18 protein-coding genes and 1 pseudogene are annotated in these 24686 nt (G+C 64.3%); 3 read left to right on the forward strand and 16 right to left on the reverse strand.

Going from position 1 to position 24686, the window contains the following annotated elements:
- Positions 1-164: 164 nt before the first annotated feature.
- Together H7F51_RS14090 and H7F51_RS14095 are read right to left on the reverse strand one after the other, a co-directional pair.
- A complete protein-coding gene (locus H7F51_RS14090; protein WP_221774153.1) occupies positions 165-1133 on the reverse strand; it encodes an aldo/keto reductase in 969 nt (322 codons plus the stop codon).
- 36 nt (positions 1134-1169) lie between these two features.
- The gene (locus H7F51_RS14095; RefSeq protein WP_185664955.1) at positions 1170-2420 is read right to left on the reverse strand and encodes a LysR family transcriptional regulator; all 1251 of its coding nucleotides are present in this window, start codon (positions 2418-2420) and stop codon (positions 1170-1172) included.
- Positions 2421-2756: 336 nt separating this feature from the next.
- On the opposite strand from H7F51_RS14095, the gene H7F51_RS14100 reads away from it, so the two are divergent.
- Positions 2757-3470 carry a GntR family transcriptional regulator gene (locus H7F51_RS14100; protein ID WP_185664956.1) on the forward strand — a complete coding sequence of 238 codons (714 nt, stop codon included), beginning with the start codon at positions 2757-2759 and terminating at the stop codon, positions 3468-3470.
- A 247-nt stretch (positions 3471-3717) separates the two neighbouring features.
- A complete protein-coding gene (locus H7F51_RS14105; RefSeq protein WP_185664957.1) occupies positions 3718-5511 on the forward strand; it encodes a tannase/feruloyl esterase family alpha/beta hydrolase in 1794 nt (597 codons plus the stop codon).
- A 70-nt stretch (positions 5512-5581) separates the two neighbouring features.
- On the opposite strand, the pseudogene H7F51_RS14110 reads toward H7F51_RS14105, so the two are convergent.
- The 6 genes and pseudogenes from H7F51_RS14110 to H7F51_RS14135 all read right to left on the reverse strand — a co-directional run.
- Positions 5582-5818 (reverse strand): annotated as a pseudogene (locus H7F51_RS14110) (IS6 family transposase); the annotation flags it as partial.
- 176 nt (positions 5819-5994) lie between these two features.
- Complete coding sequence (locus H7F51_RS14115) at positions 5995-6684, reverse strand: EF-hand domain-containing protein (protein ID WP_185664958.1); 690 nt, start codon at positions 6682-6684, stop codon at positions 5995-5997.
- Between the two features lie 25 nt (positions 6685-6709).
- Positions 6710-9865: a TonB-dependent receptor gene (locus H7F51_RS14120; protein ID WP_185664959.1), complete on the reverse strand. Its 3156-nt coding sequence runs from the start codon at positions 9863-9865 to the stop codon at positions 6710-6712.
- Positions 9866-9982: 117 nt separating this feature from the next.
- Positions 9983-11011 (reverse strand): FecR family protein, encoded by a 1029-nt coding sequence (locus H7F51_RS14125; RefSeq protein ID WP_185664960.1) that lies wholly within the window; start codon positions 11009-11011, stop codon positions 9983-9985.
- A complete protein-coding gene (locus H7F51_RS14130) occupies positions 10977-11522 on the reverse strand; it encodes a sigma-70 family RNA polymerase sigma factor (protein WP_185665051.1) in 546 nt (181 codons plus the stop codon). Before H7F51_RS14130 ends, H7F51_RS14125 begins: the two co-directional genes overlap by 35 nt.
- Positions 11523-11918: 396 nt before the next feature.
- Complete coding sequence (locus tag H7F51_RS14135; RefSeq protein ID WP_185664961.1) at positions 11919-12635, reverse strand: IS6 family transposase; 717 nt, start codon at positions 12633-12635, stop codon at positions 11919-11921.
- Positions 12636-12934: 299 nt separating this feature from the next.
- Here H7F51_RS14135 and H7F51_RS14140 point away from each other — a divergent pair, with 299 nt between their 5' ends.
- Positions 12935-14176 (forward strand): rhodanese-like domain-containing protein, encoded by a 1242-nt coding sequence (locus H7F51_RS14140; protein WP_246448470.1) that lies wholly within the window; start codon positions 12935-12937, stop codon positions 14174-14176.
- Between the two features lie 29 nt (positions 14177-14205).
- On the opposite strand, the gene H7F51_RS14145 is transcribed toward H7F51_RS14140, so the two are convergent.
- From H7F51_RS14145 to H7F51_RS14180, 8 genes are all read right to left on the reverse strand, one after another.
- Entirely contained in the window at positions 14206-15531 is a 1326-nt protein-coding gene (locus H7F51_RS14145; RefSeq protein WP_185664963.1) for an NtaA/DmoA family FMN-dependent monooxygenase, read from the reverse strand.
- A complete protein-coding gene (gene nikE, locus H7F51_RS14150; RefSeq protein WP_185664964.1) occupies positions 15531-17279 on the reverse strand; it encodes a nickel ABC transporter ATP-binding protein NikE in 1749 nt (582 codons plus the stop codon). The genes H7F51_RS14145 and nikE overlap by 1 nt, the downstream gene beginning before the upstream one ends.
- A complete protein-coding gene (locus tag H7F51_RS14155) occupies positions 17276-18103 on the reverse strand; it encodes an ABC transporter permease (protein ID WP_185664965.1) in 828 nt (275 codons plus the stop codon). Before H7F51_RS14155 ends, nikE begins: the two co-directional genes overlap by 4 nt.
- Before the next feature lie 4 nt (positions 18104-18107).
- A complete protein-coding gene (locus H7F51_RS14160; protein ID WP_185664966.1) occupies positions 18108-19130 on the reverse strand; it encodes an ABC transporter permease in 1023 nt (340 codons plus the stop codon).
- Positions 19127-20653: an ABC transporter substrate-binding protein gene (locus tag H7F51_RS14165; RefSeq protein WP_185664967.1), complete on the reverse strand. Its 1527-nt coding sequence runs from the start codon at positions 20651-20653 to the stop codon at positions 19127-19129. The genes H7F51_RS14160 and H7F51_RS14165 overlap by 4 nt, the downstream gene beginning before the upstream one ends.
- A 26-nt stretch (positions 20654-20679) precedes the next feature.
- Complete coding sequence (locus H7F51_RS14170; RefSeq protein ID WP_185664968.1) at positions 20680-22053, reverse strand: LLM class flavin-dependent oxidoreductase; 1374 nt, start codon at positions 22051-22053, stop codon at positions 20680-20682.
- Positions 22054-22111: 58 nt separating this feature from the next.
- A complete protein-coding gene (locus H7F51_RS18915; RefSeq protein ID WP_343061296.1) occupies positions 22112-22309 on the reverse strand; it encodes a hypothetical protein in 198 nt (65 codons plus the stop codon).
- A gap of 228 nt (positions 22310-22537) precedes the next feature.
- On the reverse strand, positions 22538-24526 hold the full coding sequence (locus H7F51_RS14180) for a TonB-dependent receptor domain-containing protein (RefSeq protein ID WP_185664969.1): 1989 nt from the start codon (positions 24524-24526) through the stop codon (positions 22538-22540).
- Positions 24527-24686: the final 160 nt, after the last annotated feature.

The following is a 24686-nucleotide window of genomic DNA, read 5'->3' on the forward strand; positions in this document are numbered from 1 at the left end:
CTTCTCCCCAATAATGATTTCATCGGGCTGGCTAAGCTCACCCCGGCCATTCGACCGGGCGGCCCTTCGCCAATTCGCGACGGGTGTGCCGCAAGGAATGGCCCGTCCATCGCCAAGCAGCGCCGGACAGCCATCCGGCGCCTGGCCGCAAGCCCATAAGCAGACTAAAGTCCGTTGATCTCCAGCAGGTCGCCCGAGGGCGCATTCGCGTCCAGTATGAGGCGGACCGCGTCCATCTCGTCAGCGGTAATTTCCCAGCCACAGGCCGTAGCATTCGACTTCACCTGGCCAAGCGTGCTGACGCCTGCGATGATCGACGGCACTGCACGGTGAGCGAGCAGCCAGCCGAAAGCCAGTTCGATGATCGAATGGCCCCGCTCCTGCGCGTAGGATGTGAGCGCTGCGACCGCGGCAAGGTTGGATGCCGACATGAATTCATTCTGCGTACTCAGGCTCTTGCCCGACATGCGACTGTCTTGGGGCACTGGCGCTCCCGTGCGGTATTTGCCGGTCAACAGGCCATGAAAAAGAGGCTGATAAGGGAGTAGGCTGGTCCCGCAGGCCTCACATTCGGCCAGCAGGTCGGCCACCGGCTTGCGATGCAGCAGACTGAAAGAGGCTTGGGTGGATGCGAATGTCGGCGTTCCCGCAGCTCGCGCTGCGACATTTACGGACCGCAATTGAGCCGCTGTGAAATTCGAACCACCGATCTCGCGGATTTTCCCTTCCCTGACCAGATCGGCGAGCGCGCCGAGCGTGTCTTCGATCGGCGTGAGCGGATCGGGAATGTGAAGTTGCATCAGGTCGATGCGGTCGGTCTGCAGCCTCTTGAGGCTCGCTTCCGTCGCGCTGCGGACATAGTCGGGCTTGGCCCCAAATCGCCGATCGTCCAGCTTGCGGCCAAATTTGGTGGCAATGATCACGCTATCGCGAAAAGGCTTCAGAGCCTCGCCAACGAACACCTCGCTGGTAGTCCTCGGCATGCCGTAGGTATCTGCGGTGTCGAAGAAGTTGATTCCGGCCTCCACCGCGCCGCCGACGATTGTCGCGGTGGCGTCGCGGTCGATCCCGCGCCCGAAATTCGCACAACCAAGTCCAACCACGCTGACTTGCAAAGAGCCGATCGATCGCATGCGCAACGCGCAAATTCCTTCCGCTAATTCCGCTAATTAGGCGGCAACACGCCAGCCGTTGAAACCCGAACCGCCGCCCTGTCGCCCCCGCAGGAAATTCATAAACTCCCGCTGGACCGCCGACGGCCGCCATTCCCTGCGAACGCTCATCCCCATCTGCAACGGAGCCCTCTCCACGGCGTAGTTGAGTTCGACCAGGTGATTGCCCAGGCTTCGGCTCAACTCGAGTTCCGACCGCAATAGGATCGCAAGGTGCTTGGCCCGGGTCAGCAATACAAAGATCGACACCAGCGACTGGGTCTCGATGTTGAATCTTGGCGACGATATGCCCTTGAAAATCCGTTCAAAAATCGGCCGCCGGGACTTGGGCGCGATCCACTCAACCGAGGCGAGATCTTCGCGTGAAACCCGCTCAAAGCGGACCAGGGCATGGTTGCGGCTGGCAGCGATCACATAAGGATCCTCCCCCAGCACTTCCTCGATGACATCCGGTGTCGGCGCCGGATTCCCGACCATGCCGATCAGCAAGTCGATTTGGCCATCACGCAGTTTTGAAAGCAATGCGTCATAGGAACCGCTCGTGACACTGATCTTCACTTCCGGATGCAACTTGCTGAAGTCATCCAGCTCCAGCGAATTCAGAAAATTGCCCGCCGATACCTGCCCGATCAGCAACCGTCCGCCGAGGGTCCGCTGCTGGACTTTCATTTCCTCTTCGGCGCATTCCAGTTCGCGCGTCGCCAGAATGATCTGGCCTGCCAGCTTCGATCCGCAGGCATTGGTCTTCAAACCCTGCGCGCTGTTCTCGAACAGGCACACGCCCAGATGCCGCTCCAGCCTGCGCGCGGATCGCCGCAATGAGGTGACGGTCACATCACAATGGCGTGCGGCGTGAGGAAACGCGCCATATTCGTGCAATGTCCGCAAGGCCAGCATGTCCGACCAGGTGATCCGCTGCATGACCGTCGACGGCGTCGCTCCCGCCAACGAACTTGCCCGGAGCGCTTCCGCCACGGCCGTCTCCATGATGGCGAAAAAGCCATCTACCCGGGCCATCAGGACCTTGCCCGCGTCAGTCGGGTAGCAGCCCGAGGCGGTCCGATTAAACAAGCTGAAGCCAGACTCGCTCTCCATGTTCTGGATGGCTTCCGAGACGGCGGACTGGGAACGCCCAAGTTCGGACGCCGCCTTGCAAATGTTTTCGCATCGCGCCGCTGCGCGAAAGGCGCGAAGCCTGCCGATACTTGGCAAAACGCTGACTGCCTTGCCCAACTCAGCCCTGATCATCGCTTCTCTCCGCGAACGGGCGACTTTTTTGCCGCTGCGGGCCACGACAACCGGTGGCTGGAATGCCCGTTGCAGGCGGTGCGCCCTGATGCCTTGGCCTACCGAAGGCTCCAGCGCGAGTCAATATCACTCTCCATTTTACAACAACGATATTGGTCACCAGTTTACATCAACGGCACGCCTCGCCTAAGGTCACACTTCACCCTCCGGTTGCGATTCCGCGCCCCCTTTGTTACGAGAAATTGGCTGCCCCATCGAAGATGCACTTTTAGCTGACGATCCGACTGGCGCTTCCTGTCGGCCCTGCAATATCCTAGATCCAACGAAGCTCGCGATATGAACAAGATTGCAAACGCCTCGCCGACAGCAAAAAAACGTCCAAAAGTGTTGTCACAGGCCGCGGCCGTCGACGCCATTCGTCAGGCGATCGTGACCGGACAATTAATCCCCGGGCAGCGCCTGGTAGAGGATGATGTTTCCCAATTACTGGGCGCAATCAGTCGCAATACCGTTCGGGCCGCGCTCACTGTGCTGGTTCACGAAGGCCTGGTCCTCCGAATCGACAACAAGGGCGCCCGCGTTCGCACGGTTGCACCCGAGGAAGGCGTTCAGATCACCGAGATGCGCTCGCTGGTGGAAGGCCACTGCGCTGCCCGCGCCGCCGAACGCATTACCGACGATGAGATCGTCGAATTGCAACAGCTTGCCAAACAAATGAAGCGGCATGTCAAGCAAGGGAATACGGTGGGATTCATCGAGACCAAGGAATTGGTTGTCGACACCTATGTGCGCATCGCCAGCCATCCGATCGCCAAGGAGATTCTGGGCCGACTACGGGACCGCAATGCCGCGTTTCGGTCCAATCTTGCCTATAGGCCGGGCCGCCCACAGGTTTCGCTGCCGTATTGGCTCAAGACAATTGAGGCCATCTGCAATCGCGATCCAAACGCCGCGCAGATGGCAGTGCACATCCATATGGAAAATGTCATTCAGATCATGAAATCCATGGATGGCGACAAACACCAGTTCGGCATCCGCGCGCCCGCTTGATCGGGTGCGGATCAAAACACATTTCAAGGCGATTTATACGCAACCTTTGCACCGCGGCCCGAGGCCGTCGCCACGGTCCGAAAGTGCCGGTCCGTTGCGACCGGAACAGGGACGTCATTCGATATAAATCCAATCAGCCAACCAACCTTTTCGCAGTCAACAATCTTCGATGACCGACCAGGAACTATGCCTATCCCTTTCAAATAAAACACATTGCAAATAATCCAGTACCCGGGAGAGTAATACAGTGACTTACGACCAGAACGGTTTGACGCGCCACTCTCTCGCCCGGCTACGTCCGCACATGGGATTTTTGCTACTGAGCACTGTTTCGGTATTGGCGACTGCCCAAAATCCAAACCAAGCCCAAAGCCCGGAACACGTCCAAATTCCGCGAGACCAGGACACTAGCCCGCGGAACTGGCTCGATCTCCCCATCGTCAAACCGGTGATCGATTGCGAGCGACTGGCAAGCGTTGCGCTTGGCGCCGGCGAAGTCAGCCAAGCCACAATCAATTCGGCGAAACTTGTCAATTCTGCCCAAGGCCCATTCTGCAAGGTTACAGGCAATATCGGCCCAGGCACCGTCCAATATCAAGTGTTCCTGCCGGTCGAGCGCTGGACCCAGCGCTTCGCGCTCAGCGCGCAGAACATACTGACAATTCCCCGAGCGATCACGAACGAGCCCGCGCTGAAGGGGCAACTTGTGCTTGCAATCACCGATAGGGGTGGCCCGGGTATCACCCGCGAAACCCCATGGACCTACGACAATCAGCAGAAGCGCATCGATTGGTCCTATCGAGCCAATCATGTAACATCGCTTGCAGCAAAGGCCTTGATCAAGGCCTTTTACGGTCAGTCACAGCGCTTTTCATACTTCATTGGCTGCTCGAACGGCGGCCGCGAGGCGCTATCCAGCGCCCAGCGTTACCCATCTGACTTTGACGGCATCAGTGCGGGAGCCCCGGTCGTCATCGACAGCGTCCACAACGCATTCTTCCCTGGCTGGGAGTGGGAGGCGAACAGGCGCAGCGACGGTTCGGTCATTCTGGCGAGCAGTCGCCTCAAAATTCTGCACGATGCCGTCATGCAGAATTGCGCGCCTTCGGCGGGGCTTATTGGCGGCTTGCTCCAGACGCCAAGCGCCTGCACGTTCAAACCGGCGTGGGTGCAATGCAGCGCCGCAGCGAGCGACACCGCGAAATGCCTGACGAGCGAAGAGGCCCGCGTCGCCGAAAAGCTGTATAGAGGCCCGCAAGACGACAAGGGCCGACTGCTCGATCTTGGTGGATTCCCGCCGGGTTCCGAGCTGTACTGGAAACTCAGTACTTCGGCCGGGCCGGCAAATGTCGCCACCAACCCGGGCAGAGCCCTTGTGCGGATACTCTCCCCATCAGATCCCGGCATAACGCCCGCCGTGATGGAGCACAGCTTCCACTTCGATCAGGAATGGTTCGGGAAAGTCGCGCGAATGGCGCCGCTGTGGAATACAGCGAACACCAATCTGCGCCCACTACAGAAGCGCGACGGCAAGTTAATCTTGTGGATCGGGGCTGCTGACCTGACAGTCCAGCCCACAAGCGTGGTCGCATATTACGAAGGCGTGCAACGAGAACTGGGCGCGCAACGAACCGATAGCTTCACGCGCCTCTTCCTCCTTCCCGGTGTCGGGCATTGCGGTGGCGGCGAGGGTCCGGGACAGGTCGATTTGCTGAGCCCGTTGATGGCCTGGACCGAACTCCATCGCGCACCGGAGAAACTGATCGTCGGCAAGACGGCCGGCGGAACGGCCAGCGAAGACAGAGCAGATCCATATTCGCAGCCGGCGGCAAAGACGCTCTTTACCCGCCCCGTTTTCCCATACCCCCAATGGGCTCAGTACGCCGGAACGGGCGATCCCAACGATGAAAAAAACTATATAAATAACAGGAATTCATCTCATCATTATTACAAATATACTACGGAAATTTCAAAATTCTTCTCACCTGATAACCAACATTTCTATCAAGTCAAAAATGGGCGCTTGGTGGTAGAGCAATGAAATAAGCGATTTTCTCCATAGACACACACTTTCGCAGCAGTCGTCCGCTGCCGACATTCTCGTTCGACGGTCCAGCCATCCGGCTCACCCGCTGACGGCGAATGTCGGCGGCAAATATCGGACTGAACCTGTTCCACCAGAGCCGCACCGTCTCACGCCGGAGATCGATGCCGCGCTCGAACAACAGATCCTCGACATTCCGCAGGCTCAGCGGGAAACGAACGTACATCATGACCACGAGCCGGATCACCTCCGGCGAGGAGTGAAAATAGCGGAACGGCGAGGCTGGCTTTTGAGGACGGGGCATGGCCCCGCCCTACCCTCGACCGCCCCGTTCGCTAGCGGTGCAGTCCCTTTGACAGAGCCCCGCGGGGTGATGTCAAACGAACTGCACCTGGCCGGCGGAGCCGCCCGGGAGTGAGACGAAGGCGACTTCGGCAAATGCGCCAGCTCCGGCCGCGCCGGGGCTGGCGCTTGGAACGTTTACTTGGCCTTCGGATCGCCGGAAGCCACTTCGTAATACCGCCCGTCGTCAAGGCGATCCTTGTACTCGCCGATGCGCGCCCCATACTCAGCCATGTTGAGCGTCATGTCGTGATTCAGGTCCATCTGCTCGAAGCGCATGATGTAATGATTCACCTTGGCAGGGGTATATTCTCCGCCCTCGCGTCCACGACGCGCCGCCACGTATTCGTCCCAGCTGAGCTTGCCGTCGTGGTTGGCGTCACCACTCCGGAATTCGGCGACGATGTCGGGCACAGGCTCGGGGTTGGCCGTGTGGCACAGCTCGCGCGACTTGGGATGGGGGCCATCACCAGCCTCGTAGAACCACCCCATGGTCAGCCGGTCGCCGTATTCGAGAATGCGGGTGGCATATTCCTGCGCGCTGAGTTCGCCGTCGCCGTCGAGGTCCATCTGGCCGAAACGCATGATGTAGTGCCGCTTCATCTTGTCGGTCGGCTGGCCTTCACGCGCCACGCGGTGGGAGACGTATTCGTCGAAGGTCAGACGGGAATCGTGGTTCGCGTCAGCGTTGACGTATTCGGCCGCGAAATCGGGCAACGGCTTGGCGACCGGGATTTCACAGTTGATCGGCTTCTGGGTCAACGTATGCGCGTGGGCCGTCCCGGCCAGTGCGATCGCGGAACCGGCAAGGGCAATGATTTTCTTCATGATCTCTCTCCGTGAAAAGCAGTATTTACCAACCGATCCGCGCGCCCAGCGTGAAGTATCGGCCCATCGGGCTATCATTCACGGCGAAACCGTCGCGCAGGCCGGCCGTGGTGCCATTGGCGTCGGATGCACCGAGCGGGGGATCCCGGTCGAACAGGTTCTGGACATTGAGGAAGACGGCCGCCTTGCCCCAGGGGGTAGCCCGCTCGTAGGTCAGGTTGAGGCTCGTGGTCGCGAACGTACCGATCCGGTTTCCGCCGGGCACGAAAATCTCCGTCGGCGATGCCGCCAGCTTCATCGCGTCCCGCCAGCGCTCCATCAGGTCAAGCGTCAGGCTGTCGGTCAACTGGTAGCGGGCCAGTGCCGTCACGCTCGTCCTGGGTCCGGCCGCAAACCCATTCGGGCCGAAGGCGACGCCGCCGTAGTCGACCGTGCCGAGGCCGGGCTGGGCGATGTACATATGCGGCTGATAAGCCGCCAGCAGGCGCAGCCCGAGCGGGCGCTGGAACAGGCGCGTGCTGTAGTTCACCTCTAGGTCCACGCCGTAGGTTTCCTGCCGGGCGATGTTCAGGTTGTAGCCGCTCCAGCTGGTGACGACATAGGCCGGGTTGCCGATGACGGATGCCGGGTTGGCATTGTAGGCGGCAATCGCGTCAGCGACGCTCCCGTTGGCCCGGTTCTGCAAGGCGCAATATGGCGATGTGCCCGCGCTGGCGTAGCAATCGTTCTGCGAACTGGCGTCGCGGCCGGACACGCTGGAAAGGGCTCCAGTGATGGTGATGTGGTAGTAATCGACCGCAAGGCTGAGGCTGGACGAGGGTTTCCAGACCAGACCGGCGGTATAGGTCCGAGCCTTTTCGGCGGTAAGGTTGGGATTGCCGCCGCCGTTGGTGGTCACGGTGGTCGCGATTCCGGTGAGCAGGTCGGTCGCCTTGACCAGCGGACTATTGGCGGGCTGGAACAGATCGAACAGATTGGGCGCACGAATGTCGCGCGAGGCGGTGCCGCGCAGGCGCAGCGTATCGGTGATCCGCCAGTCCACCCCGCCCTTCCACGTCACGTAATTGCCGCTGTACTGGTAGCTGGTGTAACGGGCCGCGCCGTTGACGCTCAGGCCGCGTCCCCTGGCGCTGCCCAGAAGCGGAACCTCGACTTCGTAGGCCGCCTCCCACACGGCGTTGCTGGCCTTGGGGAAAGCCTGGAACGTCTGGTCGTAAAGCCGCGGGGCCGTGGTGCAGTTGAACGCAATGCCGGTGCAGCTGTAAGGCGTGTTCTGGTCGCTGGTCGTCACGGCCGAGAAGCTGGTCTTGCGCCACTCCCCTGACAGCGCCATCGTCACGGGGCCCGCAGGAAGCGCGAATGGCGCGCCCGACACATGGGCCGAGACCGATGGCATCGTGGTCTGGCCACGCCAGTCGGTAGACACCTGGAAATAGTTGTAGGCGGCCGCGCTGCCGGCGGTCGGCCCGAAGAGGTTCAGCGGCACGCAGTCGTCTGCAAGCCCGGGATTGGTCAGCGTGATCTTGCACACGATCTGGCTGCCCGAGGTGACGGCATCGAGAGACGCCGCCAGCTTCTGGTAATTGATGTTGTGCGGCAGGATGTCATGAAGCGTGGTCTTGCCGTATTCGAAATCGACCCCCCAGTCATACCCGCCGACCCGGCCGGACAGGCCGGTGGCGAACATCCACTGATCGGAATTGCTGATCGCATCCTCGCGCGGAGCGTTGCTGAGCAGCTCCGACAATTTGAAGGTGGTCTGCTTCGCCGCGGCCAGCGCCTGTTGGTACTGCGGCGCGAGAAAGGCGTTGGTCGAACTGAGGGTGACGTTGGTCAGCGCGTCGTAGTTGGCATAGTTGTGGTTTGTCTTGATGTCGCCCGCGGCCTGGGCATAGAATTTGACGCCGTCCGAGACATCGAAGTCCAGCCGGCCAAAGACCTGGTGCGAGCGCAGCGGCGTCAGCAACGAACCGTCGTAGTAGGCACCGTCACCACCGATTTCGAGCGCACTGTTCCCGGTCGCCTGCCCATGGACGAAGGGCGAGAGGACGCCATCGGTCTTGAACGCCTGGCCGGCAAGCGCTCCGCTGGTGATCAGGCCACCGAAAGTGTAGTTCGCTTGGCGCGTATCCTGGATCAGCACGAACGGATTTGCGGTCGTGCCCCCGCCCGTGACGCCCGGCTGCCGGAGCCAGTCACGGTCCGAGCGATAAAGAATTCCGCTCTCGTTACGGAATTCGTAGCTGGCCTCGAAATGCCCGCGGCCGTCTGCGAACCTTGTGCCAAAGGCGGCGCCGAGATCGGTCTTCCACCCGTCGCCGCGGCTCGACACGCCTTCGCTAGCCTGCACTTTCAGCCCAGCCAGCTTCTTGTCCATGACATAGTTGACCACGCCGGCAACCGCATCCGAGCCGTAGACGGCGGAAACACCGCCAGTCACGACGTCGACCCGCTGGACCAGCATCTGGGGCACGATGTCGACATCGACGCTCCCGTTGAAGCCCGACGGCGGGATCCGCAGGCCATCGATCAGCGGCAGGGTACGCAATGTCCCCATGTTGCGCAGGTTCAGCTGGTTTGCCGACGAGTTGCCGCCATTGGAGGACGAAGTCGAGGCGGCGTTGCTCGTGGATCCGCGCACCCCCGAGAATGCGGGCAAGATCTGCAGAGCCTCGTTCAACTGCCCCGGCTGCACCGCCAGCAGATCCTTCGAGGAAGCGATCGTCGTCGGCGACGGGCTGTCGTTGCCGTTCCTGATCACGCGCGAGCCGGTCACCACGATGTCGGCCGCGGGAGCGGGCGCGGCCTGTGCCGCGGATTCATCGGCCGTGGCGACATAGGTCTGTGAAGCCCGAAGTGCGGGCGCGGCGGCCGGGGCGAGGACGACCGGAATGGGCTGCGCTGGCTTTGCCACGGGGGAGGCTTGCGCAGCCACGTCTTCCCGGAGCATCACCGCACCGTTGGCGGTCCAGACAGGCACCAGATGCGTGCCAGCAAGCAATTGCCGAAGCGCCGCCTTGACGTTCAACCGGCTGCGCACCGCGTTGACGCGGCGATTGGCCGCCAAGGCCTGCGGAGCAAGGATGTTGATCTTGGCCTGCCGGGCGAACAGGGGAATCCCCGTTACCGCGGGTTGAGCAGGAATGTCGAACTGATGTAATTCTTCTGATTGTCCAAGCAAAGGTGAACTGCTTGCAACAATAAGTGCCGTACCGAACGCGGCACAAACGACCTTTCCCATCCCTGCTCTCCGACATCTACCCCAAATTTCGCCCTATTTTTTTGTAGGGCTTGCCCGTTAGATGCTTGGTTGAGGAAGTTCCGTCGCCACCGGTGAGATTTTATCGCGAAACAGCAGAATTTCGTCATTCCGGTGCGCGACCCGCAGGTCGAGCATCTCCGAAACCGTTTCCGCGAAGCCTTCCGGGTTGTTCACATCGAACATACCGACCAGCCGCTCCTGCGCGAGCGCGTCCGAAGCGATCACCAGCTTGCGACTGTTGTAGCGGTTGTATTCGTCGACGGCATAGCCGAGAGTCTCGCCCTCGAGTGCGATCTCGCCGGTCCTCCACGCGAGCGCGCGCTGAATATTTTCCGGTGACTTGCGTACGTCGCCGATCAGTCCGTCATGCCCGATCGTGACCTGCTCGCCAGCGGTCAGCGGGAAGCCCTTGTGCATGCTGTCGTGCTGCGACACCGCGACGACCCCCTCGGTCACCGATACGGTCGTGGTATCGTCCGATCGCCGGACCGAAAACGCCGTGCCGACGGCGCGGACACTGACATGGCCGGATTCCACCACGAACGGTCGGGACGGATCCTTGGCAACCTCGAACCAGGCCTCGCCCCGCACGAGCGCGACGCTGCGGACCTTCCTGCCGAGCCTGATGTCGATCGCGCTGTCGGTATTGATGGTCGCCAGCGATCCGTCCTGCAGTGGCAGCCGGCGTATCTCTCCCAAGGACGTCGTCTCGCGGTGAAGTCCCAACCGGGGGAGCACCACGAGCCCGGTAACCGCCGCCGCGATCCCGCTCCCGAGCATGCCAAGCACATGCCGCCGCCGGATCCAAGAGAGCGCGCGTCCGTCTACGGCTGGCTCGTCATCGTTGTCAGGCGCGACCTCGGCGGACGCCATGGGACCGCCCGCCTGGGCGCGGTCGAGCATCGACCACCCCGCGAGCGCCCGTGTCACCGCGCCGCGCCGCCGGCGATCGCCTGCCATCCACGCCTCGAACTGCTCCTCTTCCTCCTCGGAAAGGGGGAAGCGAACCGCCCAAGCCAAGGCGGCCTCCTCAATTTGCTCGGGGGTTTCGCGCGCTGTCATCATTCTGCTTCCGTGCTTTGCTAGCCAGGGCACCGCCAGTGAGACGATCGAGGATGACCTTGAGTCCCCGCGAGGCTTCGTTCTCCACGACGTTCACCGACACTCCCAGACGCACCGCGATCTCCTTCTGAGAAAGACCCTCGATCTTACGCAACTCGACTATCTTGCGCGCCCGGGCGGGTAAGTCCGCAATCAGCTGGCGGACCAGTGCCAGCTCGTTCCGTCCCGCCGCCACCCGCTCCGGCGACGGCTCCTCGCAGACGACATCGAACCGATCGAGCTCGGCAACGGAATCGATCTGGACTATCCGGTTCCGCCTGATCTCCTGCAGCAGCAGGTTGCGGGCCACGGTAAACAGGTAAGCGCGCGGAGACTGGATCGATCCGAAGTCCCCTCTTTCGCTCAGGGTGCAATAGCATTCCTGAATGATGTCCTCAGCATCGGAACGGCAGGAAACCCGGCGCAGCAACCAAGCGCGCAGTGCCGCTTCATGCGGCAGGATCTCCCGTGCGATCCATACCCTTTGTCGCTCGCGTTCCGTGGCACGATCTCCTCACAACCTAGATGCAGGAGCGAGGCAGTTCCGTCATAATCTTTTTTTAGAGACAGGCGTCCCAGTCACCGTCACGATCCGCTGCGGAGTGACCGCCGGACTTGGCTCGCAAAAAACATTCTCCAGGGGTAGTGTCAGTTGGGTGCTGTCAGTCTAATGCTAACTCGTCTCCGCCATGAGACAGCCGATGCAAGCCATTTCCTTCAAGCGCCACCGCTTCCTGCCCGAAACGATCCGGCTGGCGGTCTGGCTCTACTTCCGTTTCACCACGAGCCTGCGCGATGTCCAGGAGAGGAGCTGTCAGTCGGATGCGAACTCGTCTCCGTTGGTCAGACCTCCCCTTCTCCGCGCTGCAGCTCAGGTCATGAGGGACTGCCACTCGGCGAGGGCCGCCGAGCGTCTCTGCTTGTAGACTTCCCTGCTGACGAGGTGGCGTTCCTGAGCAAAATGATTGTGAACCGAGGCGTGGACCGAAGCGAATTTCTGGAGCGACTTCATGCGTCGGAACCGGAGCATCGCCCGCTCTCGTCGTCGGAACGGCAGGTGTGAATTCTCCGCGCGATTGTTGGCGTGGCGACCGACCTTCTGGCGGTGCCCGTTGCCCAGTGCGCGCATAGCAGCGGAATAGGACTTGAGACCATCGGTAACAATCGTCTCGGCCCGACCATGGCGCTTCAGCGCCTTCTTCATGAATCGCAAGGCCGCGGCTTTGTCCCGTTTCTTCGTGACATAGCTTTCCAGGATTTCGCCCTCGTGATCGACGGCGCGCCAGAGATACCGCATCTTGCCGTTGATCTTCACGTTGACCTCGTCGAGGTTCCATTTCCAGTGGCGGAAGCCCCGCATCCGGCTGACCCGCTGGCGCCGGATGTCCGCAGCGAACAGCGGCCCGAACCGATTCCACCACAACCGCACCGTCTCGTGGCACAGATCGATGCCGCGCTCGAAAAGCAAATCCTCGACGTTCCGCAAGCTCAGCGGGAACCGAACATACATCATGACCACGAGCCGGATCACCTCCGGCGAGGAGTGGAAATACCGGAACGGCGAAGCTGGTTTTCGAGGGCGAGGCATACCCCTGCCCCATTCGCTAGCCGGTGCAGTTGCTTTGACAGAGCCCTGAAATCTAATCCTTGGCTCCTCGACGCGGGCGAGGAGCCAATTACACGATGCTTGGGAAAACAGATGTTCCCTTAGCGAGACACCTGACAACAAGCTTCGCCAGACCTAACCCGGTCGAGGACGGCTTCACGAAAAACCCATTTATGGTGACAATAAGACGGGTGAAAAATCTCATTGGACCATTCGATTTTCGATGATCAGATCAACGCGGTGGTGCCAATTTGCGAGGTCAACTGGAAATGCCTGTAGGCTTGAATTCTGCCGTTGCGTCAGTCCGGGAGGTGCGCAGCCGCCTGCTGCTGGCGCAGGAAATTGCCCTCATTGACGTCCGGGATGAAGATGCCTTTGCCCGTGGGCACCCGCTGTTCGCCGCACAGATACCGGTCGATCGGATCGCTGCCGAAGCGCCTTGGCGCCTGCCCCGCCGCGACGTGCCGGTCGTGGTCTATGATGCCGGAGAAGGATTGGCGCTGCGTGCGGCCGAGATTCTGGCAGACCTGGGCTTTACCGAAGTCGCCGTGCTCGACGGAGGCCTGCAGGTCTGGCGGGACGCCGGGTTGGAGCTGTTCGAGGACGTCAACAGCTATGCCAAGGCCTTTGGCGAGCTGGTCGAGCATCGTCGGCACACACCGTCGCTGCCTGCCGAGGAAGTCCAGGCGCTGATCCGCCAAAAGGCCGATATCGAGATCCTCGATGCCCGGCGCTTCGACGAGTACCAGGTGATGACCATCCCGACGAGCACGAGCGTGCCGGGCGCCGAACTGGTGCTGAAAGCCCGCGCCGTGGCGCCCAATCCCGATACCACGATCATCGTCAACTGCGCCGGGCGGACCAGGAGCATCATCGGCGCCCAGTCGCTGATCAACGCCGGCCTGCCCAACCAGGTTCATGCCTTGCGCAACGGCACGATCGGCTGGACCCTGGCCGGACAGGCGCTGGAACGGGGCCAGCAGCGCAAGCCGCCTCCGGTGGAGCCCGCGGTGCAGGACGCGGCACGGCAAGAAGCCCGCGCCGTTGCCTACCGGGCCGGGGTGAAGCGGATCGGCCAAGCGGAACTGGACGCCTTGCTGCGCGATGCGGCGCGCACGGTTTACCGTTTCGACGTGCGCCAGCCGGACGAATTCGTTGTCGGGCACCTCCCTGGTTTCCGCAGTGCGCCCGGCGGACAGCTGGTGCAGGAGGCGGACCATTTCGCGCCGGTGCGCGGCGCGCGGATCGTGCTGTGGGACCCTGTCGGCCCGCGCGCCGACATGACCGCATCGTGGCTCGCCCAGATGGGCTGGCAGGTCTTCGTTCTCGACGAAGGCGCGTCTGCCGCCGTGGAAACCGGACCCGATGGCGCCCCGCCACCGCGCGGGCCAGAGGGGCGCTATCGCCGTCCCTACGAAGGGACCGACCATCAGCAGACAGCCATGCAGGCCTATCTCGACTGGGAATATGGCTTGGTGGCCCAGCTGGAGCGCGACGGCACCCACGGCTTTTTCGTCATCTGAACAGCGGGGGGCATACCGGGAGTGCGGCGCTATGCTGGCTCCCGGGCGTGGACATTCGCCGGGATCGGCAGGCCGAGGTTGCCGCGCAGGGTTTCGGCCTCATACCGGTCGCGGAACAGGCCCTGGGCCACCAGCAGGGGCACGACCTCGGCGCGGAACCGCGCCCAGTCTGCCGGGTGCTGGACGAACAGGTTGAAGCCATCGGCCGCGCCCGAGGCGTACCATGCGGCGATCTCCCGGGCCACGGTGGCAGGCGAACCGACCAACCGCAGCCACGATGTGCGTTGCCGGTCGATCACCTCGCGCAGGGTGCCGCCCCGCCGGCGGACCACCGCGATTTCGTCATGAAAGCGGGTGATCCCGGCGGCTTCGGCCGGGGCGGGCACATCCGGGAACGGCGCGTCGAGCGCATGGCCGGAAAAATCGTACCCGCCGAACTGGCGCGAAAGCATGCTCAGCGCGGCCTGCAGATCGCCGGCGCCCAGCCGTTCCTCCTCGATCCGGCGGGCATCGGCGTCAGTATCGCCGATGGTGACGCCCAGCGCGGGCACGAACAGGAGTTGCGCGGGATCGCGGCCATATTCGACCGCACGGGCGCGCACGTCCCGCGCCAGGTCCAGCGCTTCTTCCTGCGAGCGGGCAAAGCTGAACACCAGGTCGGCCGCCCGCGCGCTGAGATCGCGGCCCTGCGCCGAGGTGCCGGCCTGCACCAGCGGCGGCTGCCCCTGCGGCGAACGCTGGATGTTGAGCGGGCCGGTGACCGAGAAGAATTCGCCATGGTGATCCAGCCGGTGCAGCCGGTCCGGATCGAGAAAGCGGCGGGCATCGCGGTCCCGGGCAAAGGCGCCGTCCTCATAGGATTGCCACAGGCCCTTGACCACCTCCACCGCCTCGCCCGCGCGGCGATAGCGGTCGCCATAGCTGCCGTGGGCGGTGCGGCTGAAATGGCCGGCGGTTCCGGGATCCTGGCTGGTCACGATGTTCCACCCGGCGCGGCCCTGGCTGATCAGGTCGAGCGAGGCCAGCCGCCGGGCAATGTCGAACGGTTCGCTGTAGGTGGTGCTGATCGTTGCCACCAGCCCGATCGAGCGGGTGTGGGCCGCCACCGCCGACAGCAGGGTCAATGGCTCCAGCCGATTCAGGTGGTGGTTGGGAAAATCCGGCGTGATGTACTGGCTGTCGACGATGAAGACGAAATCGAACCGGGCGTCTTCCGCCTCGCGCGCCTGTTGCACATACCAGTCGATGTTGACGCTGGCGTCCAGCGGTACGGCGGGATCGCGCCACAGTTCCTTTTCGGAGCCGGACCCGACGCCAATCAGCACGGCACCGAGCTTGAGTTTCTGGCGTGACATCAATTTTCTCCGGGGATGGCGGCGCGTTGCGGCGGGACGGGCGGGTTCTGTTCAGCAGGACTTGGCCGGCTGACCGCGCCGTCCTCCAGCCGCAGCACCGATTGCACCAGCCGGCGGGTATAGGGATGGGCGGGGTTGGCGATGATGTCGGCGGTAGGGCCGCTTTCCACGATCCGGCCTTCGTGCAGCACGGCGACCCGGTCGGTGATGCCGGCGATGGAGCCAAGATCGTGCGAGATGAAGACCTGGGCGACGCCGCGTTCGTCCGCCATCCGCCGCATCAGTTCGAGCACGTGGATGCGGTTGACCGCGTCCAGCGCGCTGACCGGTTCGTCCAGCAGAAGGATCGCGGGATCCATCGCCAGCGCGCGGGCGATGATCACGCGCTGCCGCTGGCCACCCGACAGGTCACGCGGGAGGCGGACGGAAAGGGCCGGGTCCAGACCGACGGCCGCCAGCGCTGTGGCCACCCGTTCGGCCCGCTCCGCCGCGCCGATCCCGCCGCGGATATCCAGCCCTTCGCCGATGGACCCGGCCACGGTGAGGTCGGGGTCGAGGCTGCGCAGCGGGTCCTGAAAGGCGTGCTGGATCTGGCTGGACTGGCGAAAGCGGCGCAGTTCTCGGCCGCGCAGGGCCGAAATGTCCTGTCCGTTGAAGTGGATGGTCCCGGTTTCCGGGGCAACCACCCCCAGGATCGCGCGAAGCACAGTGGTCTTGCCGCAGCCGGTTTCCCCGATCAGGCCGAGGATCTCGCCCCGCTGCACGGTGAGGTCGATGCCATCCAGCACGGCGCGGTTGCCATAGGCGGCGCGCAGGTTGGTAATTTCCAGCAGGGGGCGCGGGGCAGGTGCGGCGGCCGGATCGGGCGCTGGCGGAAGGGACTGGCCCACCGCGTCGATCGAATAGCGGGCGTGGTTGTCCACCAGGCTGCGGGTATAGGCATGGGCCGGGCTGCGCAGGACCTGTGCGGTCGTCCCGGCTTCGACGATCCGGCCGCCCTGCATCACGATCACATGATCGCAGACCTGCGCCACCACGGCGAGATCGTGTGAGACCAGGATCAGGGTCAGCCCCTGTTCGCGGCGCAATTCATCCAGCAGGGCCAGCACCTCGGCCTGCACCGTCACGTCGAGCGCGGTTGTCGCTTCGTCCGCGATCAGCAGTTGCGGATTGGCGCTGATGGCGATGGCGATCAGCACCCGCTGGGCCATGCCGCCCGACAGTTCGAACGGATAGAGGTTGAACACCCCCTCGGCATCGGCCAGCCCGACCCGGCGCAGCAGGGCCAGCGCGCGCTGGTGCGCGGCGCGAGAGTTGAGGCCGGATACCGCGCGCAGGGCCTCGGCCAGTTGCTTGCCGACCGGGATCGACGGATTGAGATAGGACGCCGGGTCCTGGAACACGGCGGCGAGGTCCACCCCACGCAGGGCCTGCCAGCCGCGCCGGTCGAGCCGGGTCAGGTCATGGTCGCCATAGCGGATCGAGCCAGACGCCACCCTCAGCCCGGGCGGCAGCAGGTTGAGGATGGCGCGGCAGGTCAGCGACTTGCCGCTGCCGGATTCGCCGACGATGCCGATGGTGCCGCCGCGCGGGACATCGAAGCCCACGTCGTCGACCAGGGTCTGGCCGCCGGCATCGGCGATGGTCAGGCAGCGCAACGACAGCAGCGGCGGCAGGGATGGGGCGGGTCGGGGCCGGAGGGCAGCGGTCCGACCGGTGAATTCCACGATGTTGCCGGCGATGTTCATGCCCAGTGCTCCTGCGGCGGGGCGGTAAGGTCGCGCAGCGCGTCGGCCAGGGCGTTCATCGCCCAAACCGTGGCCACGATCAGCAGGCCCGGCGCGAAGGGGCCATAGGGACGCTCGTAAAGCGTGGTCAGGTCGGTCGCGAGCAGGCCGCCCCAGGTCGGTTCGGGCGGGACCACGCCGATGCCGAGGAAGGTCAGCGAAGCGACGATCGACAGGCAGGCTCCGGTCATCGCAGCGGTGGTCACCGCCACGGCGGGCAGGACCTTGGCCAGGACGTGGCGGCGGATGATGAAGGCCGTTGAGGCGCCCATCAGCCGCGCGGCCTCGACATATTCGGCATTGACCACGGCCAGCGCCGCCGCCCGGCCGACGCGGTAGAACACCGGGGTGATCAGGATCCCCACCGCGAACATCGCCTGGCCAAGGCCATTGCCGAGCATGGCGGTCATCGCGACGGCAAAGACGAGGAACGGCAGGGTCATCAGCGCATCGACCAGGCGCAGGCTGATCCATTCGAAGGTGCGGCTGAGGAAGACCGACAGCAGCCCCGGGACCACGCCCAAGACCAGCCCGATCGCCACCGACAGCAGGCTTGCCAGGATCGACACCGGCGATCCCGCCAGCAGCCGGCTCAGCACGTCGCGACCGAAGGCATCGGTGCCGAGCCAGTGCCGTGCGCTCGGCCCTTCGAGCAGGGCATAGGGATTTTGCGCCAGCGGGTCCTGCGGGGTCAGCAGGGGGCCAAGTGCGACCAGCAGGGCCACCACCGCGAGGATGGCCAATGCCGGGCGGGCCGAACGGCTGGCGATCAGGCGTTTGAACATGGGGTCAGTCCTTTCGCCGGGTGGCGGGTTGCAGCAGGCCCAGCAGCAGGTTGATGACCAGATTGCAGGCCAGCACGATCAGGATCGAGACGACCAGCGTGCCCTGAACCACAGGCACGTCGCCGCGCAGGGCGGAATCGGCAGCCATCTTGCCGATGCCGGGCATGGTGAAGATGGTTTCGGTAACCACGGCCCCGCCGATCAACATGGGCACCCTCAGGGCCAGCACCGACAGGGCTGGTCCCGCGCCATTGCGCAGGACGTGGACGAACAGGATGCGGCGCGGCGAAAGCCCGCGCACCACGGCCCCCGTGACATAGTTTTCCGAAAGCGCGGTGACGAGCCCGGTGCGCAGCTGGCGCGACAGGTCGGCGACGATGTCGACGCTGAGCGCGGCGGCCGGGATGGCGATGATCCGCAGCCATCCGGCGGGGTCCTCGGAAAAAGGGATGTATCCGGCCGCGGGCAGCAGGTTGAGCCACAGGCTGAACACCAGGATCAGCACGATCGCGACCACGAACGGCGGCAGGGCGGAGGCGAGCGAGGCAAAGGCGGTCACCCCCCGGTCAAGCCAGGACCCGCGGCGGACCGCGGCGGCAATGCCCAGCACGCTGCCCAGCACCACCCCGATCACCAGCGCGGCGCCGGCCACAGACAGGCTGATCGGCAGGCGCTGGGCGATCAGGTGCGCCACCGGCACGCCGTTGAACCACGACACGCCGAAATCCCCCCGGGCCAGGCCCGCCATCCATGCGAGGTACTGGATCGCCACCGGGCGATCGAGGCCGAAATCATGGCGGATCCGTGCCACCATCTCAGGGCTGGCGGCATCGCCGGCGACGCCGGCGGCCGGGTCCAGCCCGCTGGCCTGACCCAGCAGGAACGTGATCAGCGTGGCCGCCACGAACACTGGCACCACGATCAGCGCGAGCGAGCGCAGGACCTGCCAGCGCGAGGCCTTGCGCGGCCGGCGGACCGGCGCGGGAGGCGCCACGGCAGAAGACGGTTGGACGGCCACGGTGCTCATTCGACGCGCACTCCTTCCCAACGGACCTGCGAGGGCAGCAGGTTGAGGTGTTTGACCCGGCTGCGCGCCGCGACGATCCATGGCGCGCTGTACAGATAGTCGCTGGGCGACTGGGCCACGGCGATGCGCACGGCCTCGTGCAGGCGGGCCTTGTAGGCCGGATCGTCGGTGGGGGTGCGGCGCACCCGTTCCACCGCCGCGAGGAATTCCGGCGCGGCATAGGGTCCGCTGAGGTTCATGATCCCGGCCGGGCCATAGGTGGCCAGCAGGTTCTGCACCGGGCTCTCGCGCCCGATCGTGCCGTCCACCGCGAGCTGCGGACGCTTGGCGACATAGACCTCGCTTTGCCAGCTGGACGAACCGGGCGGGATGACGCGGATGCGGGCCTTGATCCCGATCCGGACCAGCTGGGCCTGGGCAATTTCGGCCCCGCCATCGGCGGTCTGCGGGTTGGCCGCGATTTCGAGCGAGAGCTGGCCGGGGCCATAACCCGCCGCGCGCAACAGGGCGCGGGCGCGGGCCGGGTCATAGGACCAGCGCGTTTCGGTCTGCGGATCGAAGGCGAAGTAACCGGGTGGAAAGGGCTGGTGGGTTGGCGCGCCGATCCCGTCGGTCACGATCTGGACGAATTCGCGCCGGTCAAACGCATAGCGCAGTGCCTCGACCACGCGGGGATCGTTGAACGGCGGCTTGTTGCGGTTGATCGAGACGTTTGCCGCGTTCAGCGAGGGGGCGATCACCACGGTCAGCCCGCGTTCGCGCGCTTCCTTCACCTTGTGGGCGGGAATGCGGGTGGCAACGTCGATGGAACCCGACAACAGGGCCGCGACCAGCGTGGAGGGATCGGGCGAATTGGTCAGCTCCATCCGCCGGATGTGGATGTTGGCCGCGTCCCAGTAGTTCGGGTTCTTTTCGAAATAGGCATGGGATTCGGGCGTGAACTCGATCATCCGGAACGGCCCTGCGCCGACCGGCCACAGCGCCAGCCGCTTGGGATCGCGCGCCGCGCCCGGGCTGGTGACCGCGCCGACCCGGCCCGCCAGCACATAGGGCAGCTGATAGTCCGGGCGGGCCAGATGCAGGGTCAGGCGCAGCGGGCCATCGGTGGTGACGCGATCGATCCCCTGCAATTCGGCCTTGAGGAAGCTGTCCTTCTGCGCCTTGCCGCGATCGAGGAAGGCCTTGACTGCGGCGGCGTCGAGCGGGCTGTCGTCGCTGAAGCGCAGGCCCGGGCGCAGGGTGAAAGTGAGGGCCGTGCCGTCCTTGCTGTAGGTCCAGCTTTGGGCCAGCGCCGGCTCCGGCTCGCCCGCCTGGTTCAGCCGGGTGAGCGAGGCATAGGCCAGGCTGATGGTGTTGATGTCGGCCCCGGTGCGGCTGGTCACCGGGTCCCACGAGGTGGGCATCGTGAAGGCCCAGCGCACGCGGTCCTTCGCCGCCTGATCCGACGAGCCGCAGCCTGCCACCAGCAGCAGCGCACCGAGTGCGAGGGCCAGCAATGGCGGGCGCGGTCTCGTCGGGATCATGGCCGGTCCTGTCCTGTCCGATCCGTTCAGGCGACCAGTGCCGGGCGGACGCCGTCGTCCTGCGGCGCGGATTCGGCCGGGGTTCGGACATTTTCCGGCTTGGGCAGGCCGAGGTGGCCGCGCAGGGTGCTGTCCTCGTAGTCGGTGCGATAGACCCCGCGCGCCTGCAGGATCGGCACGACTTCGCGGGTGAAGCGGGCGAACTGGTCGGGATGGCCGAGCATCAGGTTGATCCCGTCCAGCGCGCGCCCTTCGAACCAGCGGATGATTTCGTTCGCCACCGTTTCCGCGCTGCCGACGAACGGGCTCTTGCGGGTGAGGCTGGCGGCTTCGACCGTCTGGCGCAGGGTCAGGCCCTGGTCGAGCGCGAGGCGGGTAATGCGGCTGGCCTGGGTGAAGAAGCTGCGCCGGGCATGTTCGAGCGCCTGGGCCGGGAACGGGGCATCGAGGTCGTACTGGCGGAAATCGTGCCAGCCAAAGGCGCGGCCGAATTCGGCCAGGCTCAGCTCGAAATTGTTGTCTCGCCGGTTGTGCTCCTGTTCGATCTCGCGCGCCTGTTCGTCGGTGTCGCCGACGAAGATGCTGACGCCGGGCAGGATCAGCACCTCGTCGGCATTGCGGCCAAAGCCTTCGGCGCGGCGGGCGATGTCCTGATAGAAGGCCTGGGCATCCTCGATCCGGGCGGCGTGGGTGAAGATCGCGTCGGCGGTGCGGGCGCCGAGATCGCGACCCTGTTCGGAATCGCCGGCCTGGAAGATTACCGGTTCGCCCTGCGGCGAGCGCTGGATGTTGAGCGGTCCGGTGACCGACAGGTACTTGCCCTGATGGTTGAGCGCATGGAGCTTGGCCGGATCGAGGAACTGGCCGGTCTCGCGGTTGCGCACCAGCGCGCCATCCTCATAGGAGCGCCACAATCCGCGCACGACCTCGAGATATTCGGCCGCGCGGCCATAGCGGGTGTCATAGTCGAAGTGTTCGTCCAGGCCATAATTGCCCGCGGTCCCGGCATCGCCGCTGGTCACCACGTTCCAGCCGGCCCGGCCATGGCTGATCAGGTCGAGCGAGGCGAACCGCCGCGCCAGGTTGAACGGCGCGTTGAACGAGGTGGTGGCCGTACCGACCAGGCCGATGCGCGCCGTGGTCACAGCGAGGGCCGAAAGCAGGGTGAACGGCTCCAGCCGGTTGAGATAGTGCGGCGGCGAATCCGGGGTGATGAACTGGCTGTCGACGATGAAGACAAAGTCGAACTTGGCCGCTTCGGCCTGCCGGACCACGTCGATGTACCAGTCGATATCGACGCTGGCATCGGCCGGGACCTGCGGGTCGAGCCAGCGATTGCCGTGGCCGGGGCCGCCGACGCCGGTGGGGACGAGGCCGAGTTTCAGGGTCCGCTTGGTCATGACGCTGCTCCTTCAGGGGGGGTGGGACGGTGGGGGATGATGGAGAGGGCGCGGCGCATCAGATCCGGCCCTTGAGGGTGACGCCGAACAGGCGCGGGTCGCCAAGCGCGGCGAGCACTACGCCGTAGGCGCTGCTGACCGAGCGGGTGTTGTAATAGTCCTTGTCGAGCAGGTTCCGGACCCAGAGCGACACGTCCCAGCGGTTGTCGGCGCTGCGCACCCCGCCGTGCAGGCCGACCAGCGCATAGCCCGGCACCCGCGAGAACGGATCGAGGTTGACCGCGGCATAGAAGTCCGAGCGGTAGCTGACGTCGCCGCCGAGATAGACCTCGGCCCGGCCGGCGGAATGGACATATTCCGCGCTGCCGGTCAGCGCCCATTTGGGCGCGCCCGATGCCTGCCGGCCGCTGAGGTCGATCAGGCCGAGGTAGGAATTGAGATACTGCGCAGGGGCGGCTTGATAGGACCGGTATTTGGCATCGTTTTAGGTGCCGGCAAAGGCTAGCGTGAAGCCGGGGAGCGGCGTGGCCCGGGCGTCTACCTCGACCCCGCGCGACCGCAGGTTGCCGACATTGGTGATGTAGCTGACCGCCGGGGTAACCGCCGAGTTGACGAAGTTTGCCTGGTAATTGCTGACATCGGCCCAGAACAGCGCAAGGTTGAATTCCGCCTTGCCGCCCAGCAGGCGGCTTTTGAGGCCCAGTTCGTAATTGTCGACCTTTTCCGGTTTGACGAAGATGTCGATCCCGTTCGACGGTGCGACCAGATTGATGCCGGGCGACTTGTAGCCGCGCGACCACGACGCGTAGGTATGGACATTGGCGCCAAGGTCATAGGCGGCAACCAGGTTCCACGACAGGTTGTCGGTGTTGCGCTGGGCGGTGTAGCTGGCGGTCGGCGCCAGGGCGGCGCGGCGGGCGATGACCGTGGCCTGGGTCGCCGGATCGAAGCTGGATAGGGGCGCGACATTGCCCGTGGCATAGGCATCGTACAGCCCGGTCTTGTGCTCATAGGTATAGCGCAAGCCGCCTGTGATGCGGAAATCGGGCGCAATGTTCCACGTCGCCTGGCCATAGGCGGCGTAGCTGTAGGTCTGCGGCACGACATGGGCATAGGCGACCAGCCCGTCCAGCGCGGACGACGGCAGGGTGGACACCGTGGCGGTCGGCGTGTTGGCCGTCGTCAGCCAGGCCGAAGCGTCGCGGCCATAGAGCTGGATCTGCTTGTCGTCGGCCTTCTGCCAGAAGAAATAGAGCCCGGCCGTATAGTCGACCGTCTTCTGCCCGTTCGAGGCGAGGCGGAATTCCTGGCTGAACTGCTGCTGGTCGGTGTCGACCACGGAATTGACCACCACGTTGGCGCCGATCTGGTCACCGTCGTAGTTGGGGATCCACTTCCAGTTGCGATAGGCCGTGATCGAAGTGAGCGTGGCCGGGCCGGTGTCCCAGTCGGCGCGGGCCTGCAGGCCCCAACTGGGCATTTCGTCATATTGCGAGGAATCGAGATCGACATTGCGGGCAAACGGATCGATCGCGATCGGGACATAGCCGACGTCGGCGGCACGGGCATAGAACCCGCGCACCTGGGTGCCGTTGGCCAGCGTGGTCGGCAGCACCTCGGCCACGCTCTGGAAGCCCATGTTGCCGCTCTGGATGCTGTAGTCGCCGATCAGGCGCAGCTTGAAGCTGTCGGTCGGCTTGTAGAGCACGTCGATCCGGGCGGAATGGTTTTCCTGGTTGTCCCAGTCCTGCTGGTATTTCGTGTTGTGGATCAGGCCGTCGCGGCGGCTGTAAAGATAGCTGACGCGGAAGGCGAGGGTGTCGCCGATCGGCGCATCAAGGCTGGCTGCGGCGCGGATCTGGTTGTAGTTGCCATAGGTGATCTCGCCCCGGCCTTCGGGATCGAAGGTCGGCTCGCGGGTCTTGATGTCGAGCGCGCCGGCCACCGTGTTCTTGCCGAACAGGGTGCCCTGCGGCCCGCGCAGCAGCTGGATGCTCTCCACGTCGAGCAGGTCGGTGATGACCGAGCCGGTACGCGGGCGGTAGACCCCGTCGACATAGAGGCCGACACCCTGTTCCAGCCCGTCGTTGGTGCCGCCGGCATTGGTGCCGACGCCGCGGATGGTGATGGTCTGGTTGCGCCCGCTGAACCCCTGGATGTTGAGGCTGGGCAGCTGTTGCATCACCTGCTTGACGGTGACCGCGCCCTGCGCTGCCAGCTGGTCCTGCGACAGGCTGGTGATCCCGATCGGCACGGCCTGCGCGCTTTCGGTGCGATAGCGGGCGGTGACGGTGATCTCGGTCACGGCATCGGACCCGGCGTCTGCGGAGGCATCGGCCGCAGCTGCCTCGGCCGCCTCGGCGACGTCGGCAGCATGGGCGGTGGTGGCCATGGCGCCCAACGTCAGCACGATGGCCGAGGCGCTCAACAAGCGGCGGCGGGCAGCAGCGGAAGATGCGACAAAACGGTTCAATTCAACTTTCAACGTAACCCCCTGGGCGTTCACGAAATCGGTGCTACCTCAGGATCGGATTAATCCCTACCAATTCAATAGAGAATTGATCGAGCGGTTATGACTTTCGCTCAACCTTTGGCGATAGTCATTGTATATCAGATATTTATATGGCCGTTCC

The sequence above is a fragment of the Novosphingobium flavum genome (assembly GCF_014230315.1).
Taxonomy (GTDB): Bacteria; Pseudomonadota; Alphaproteobacteria; order Sphingomonadales; family Sphingomonadaceae; genus Novosphingobium; species Novosphingobium flavum.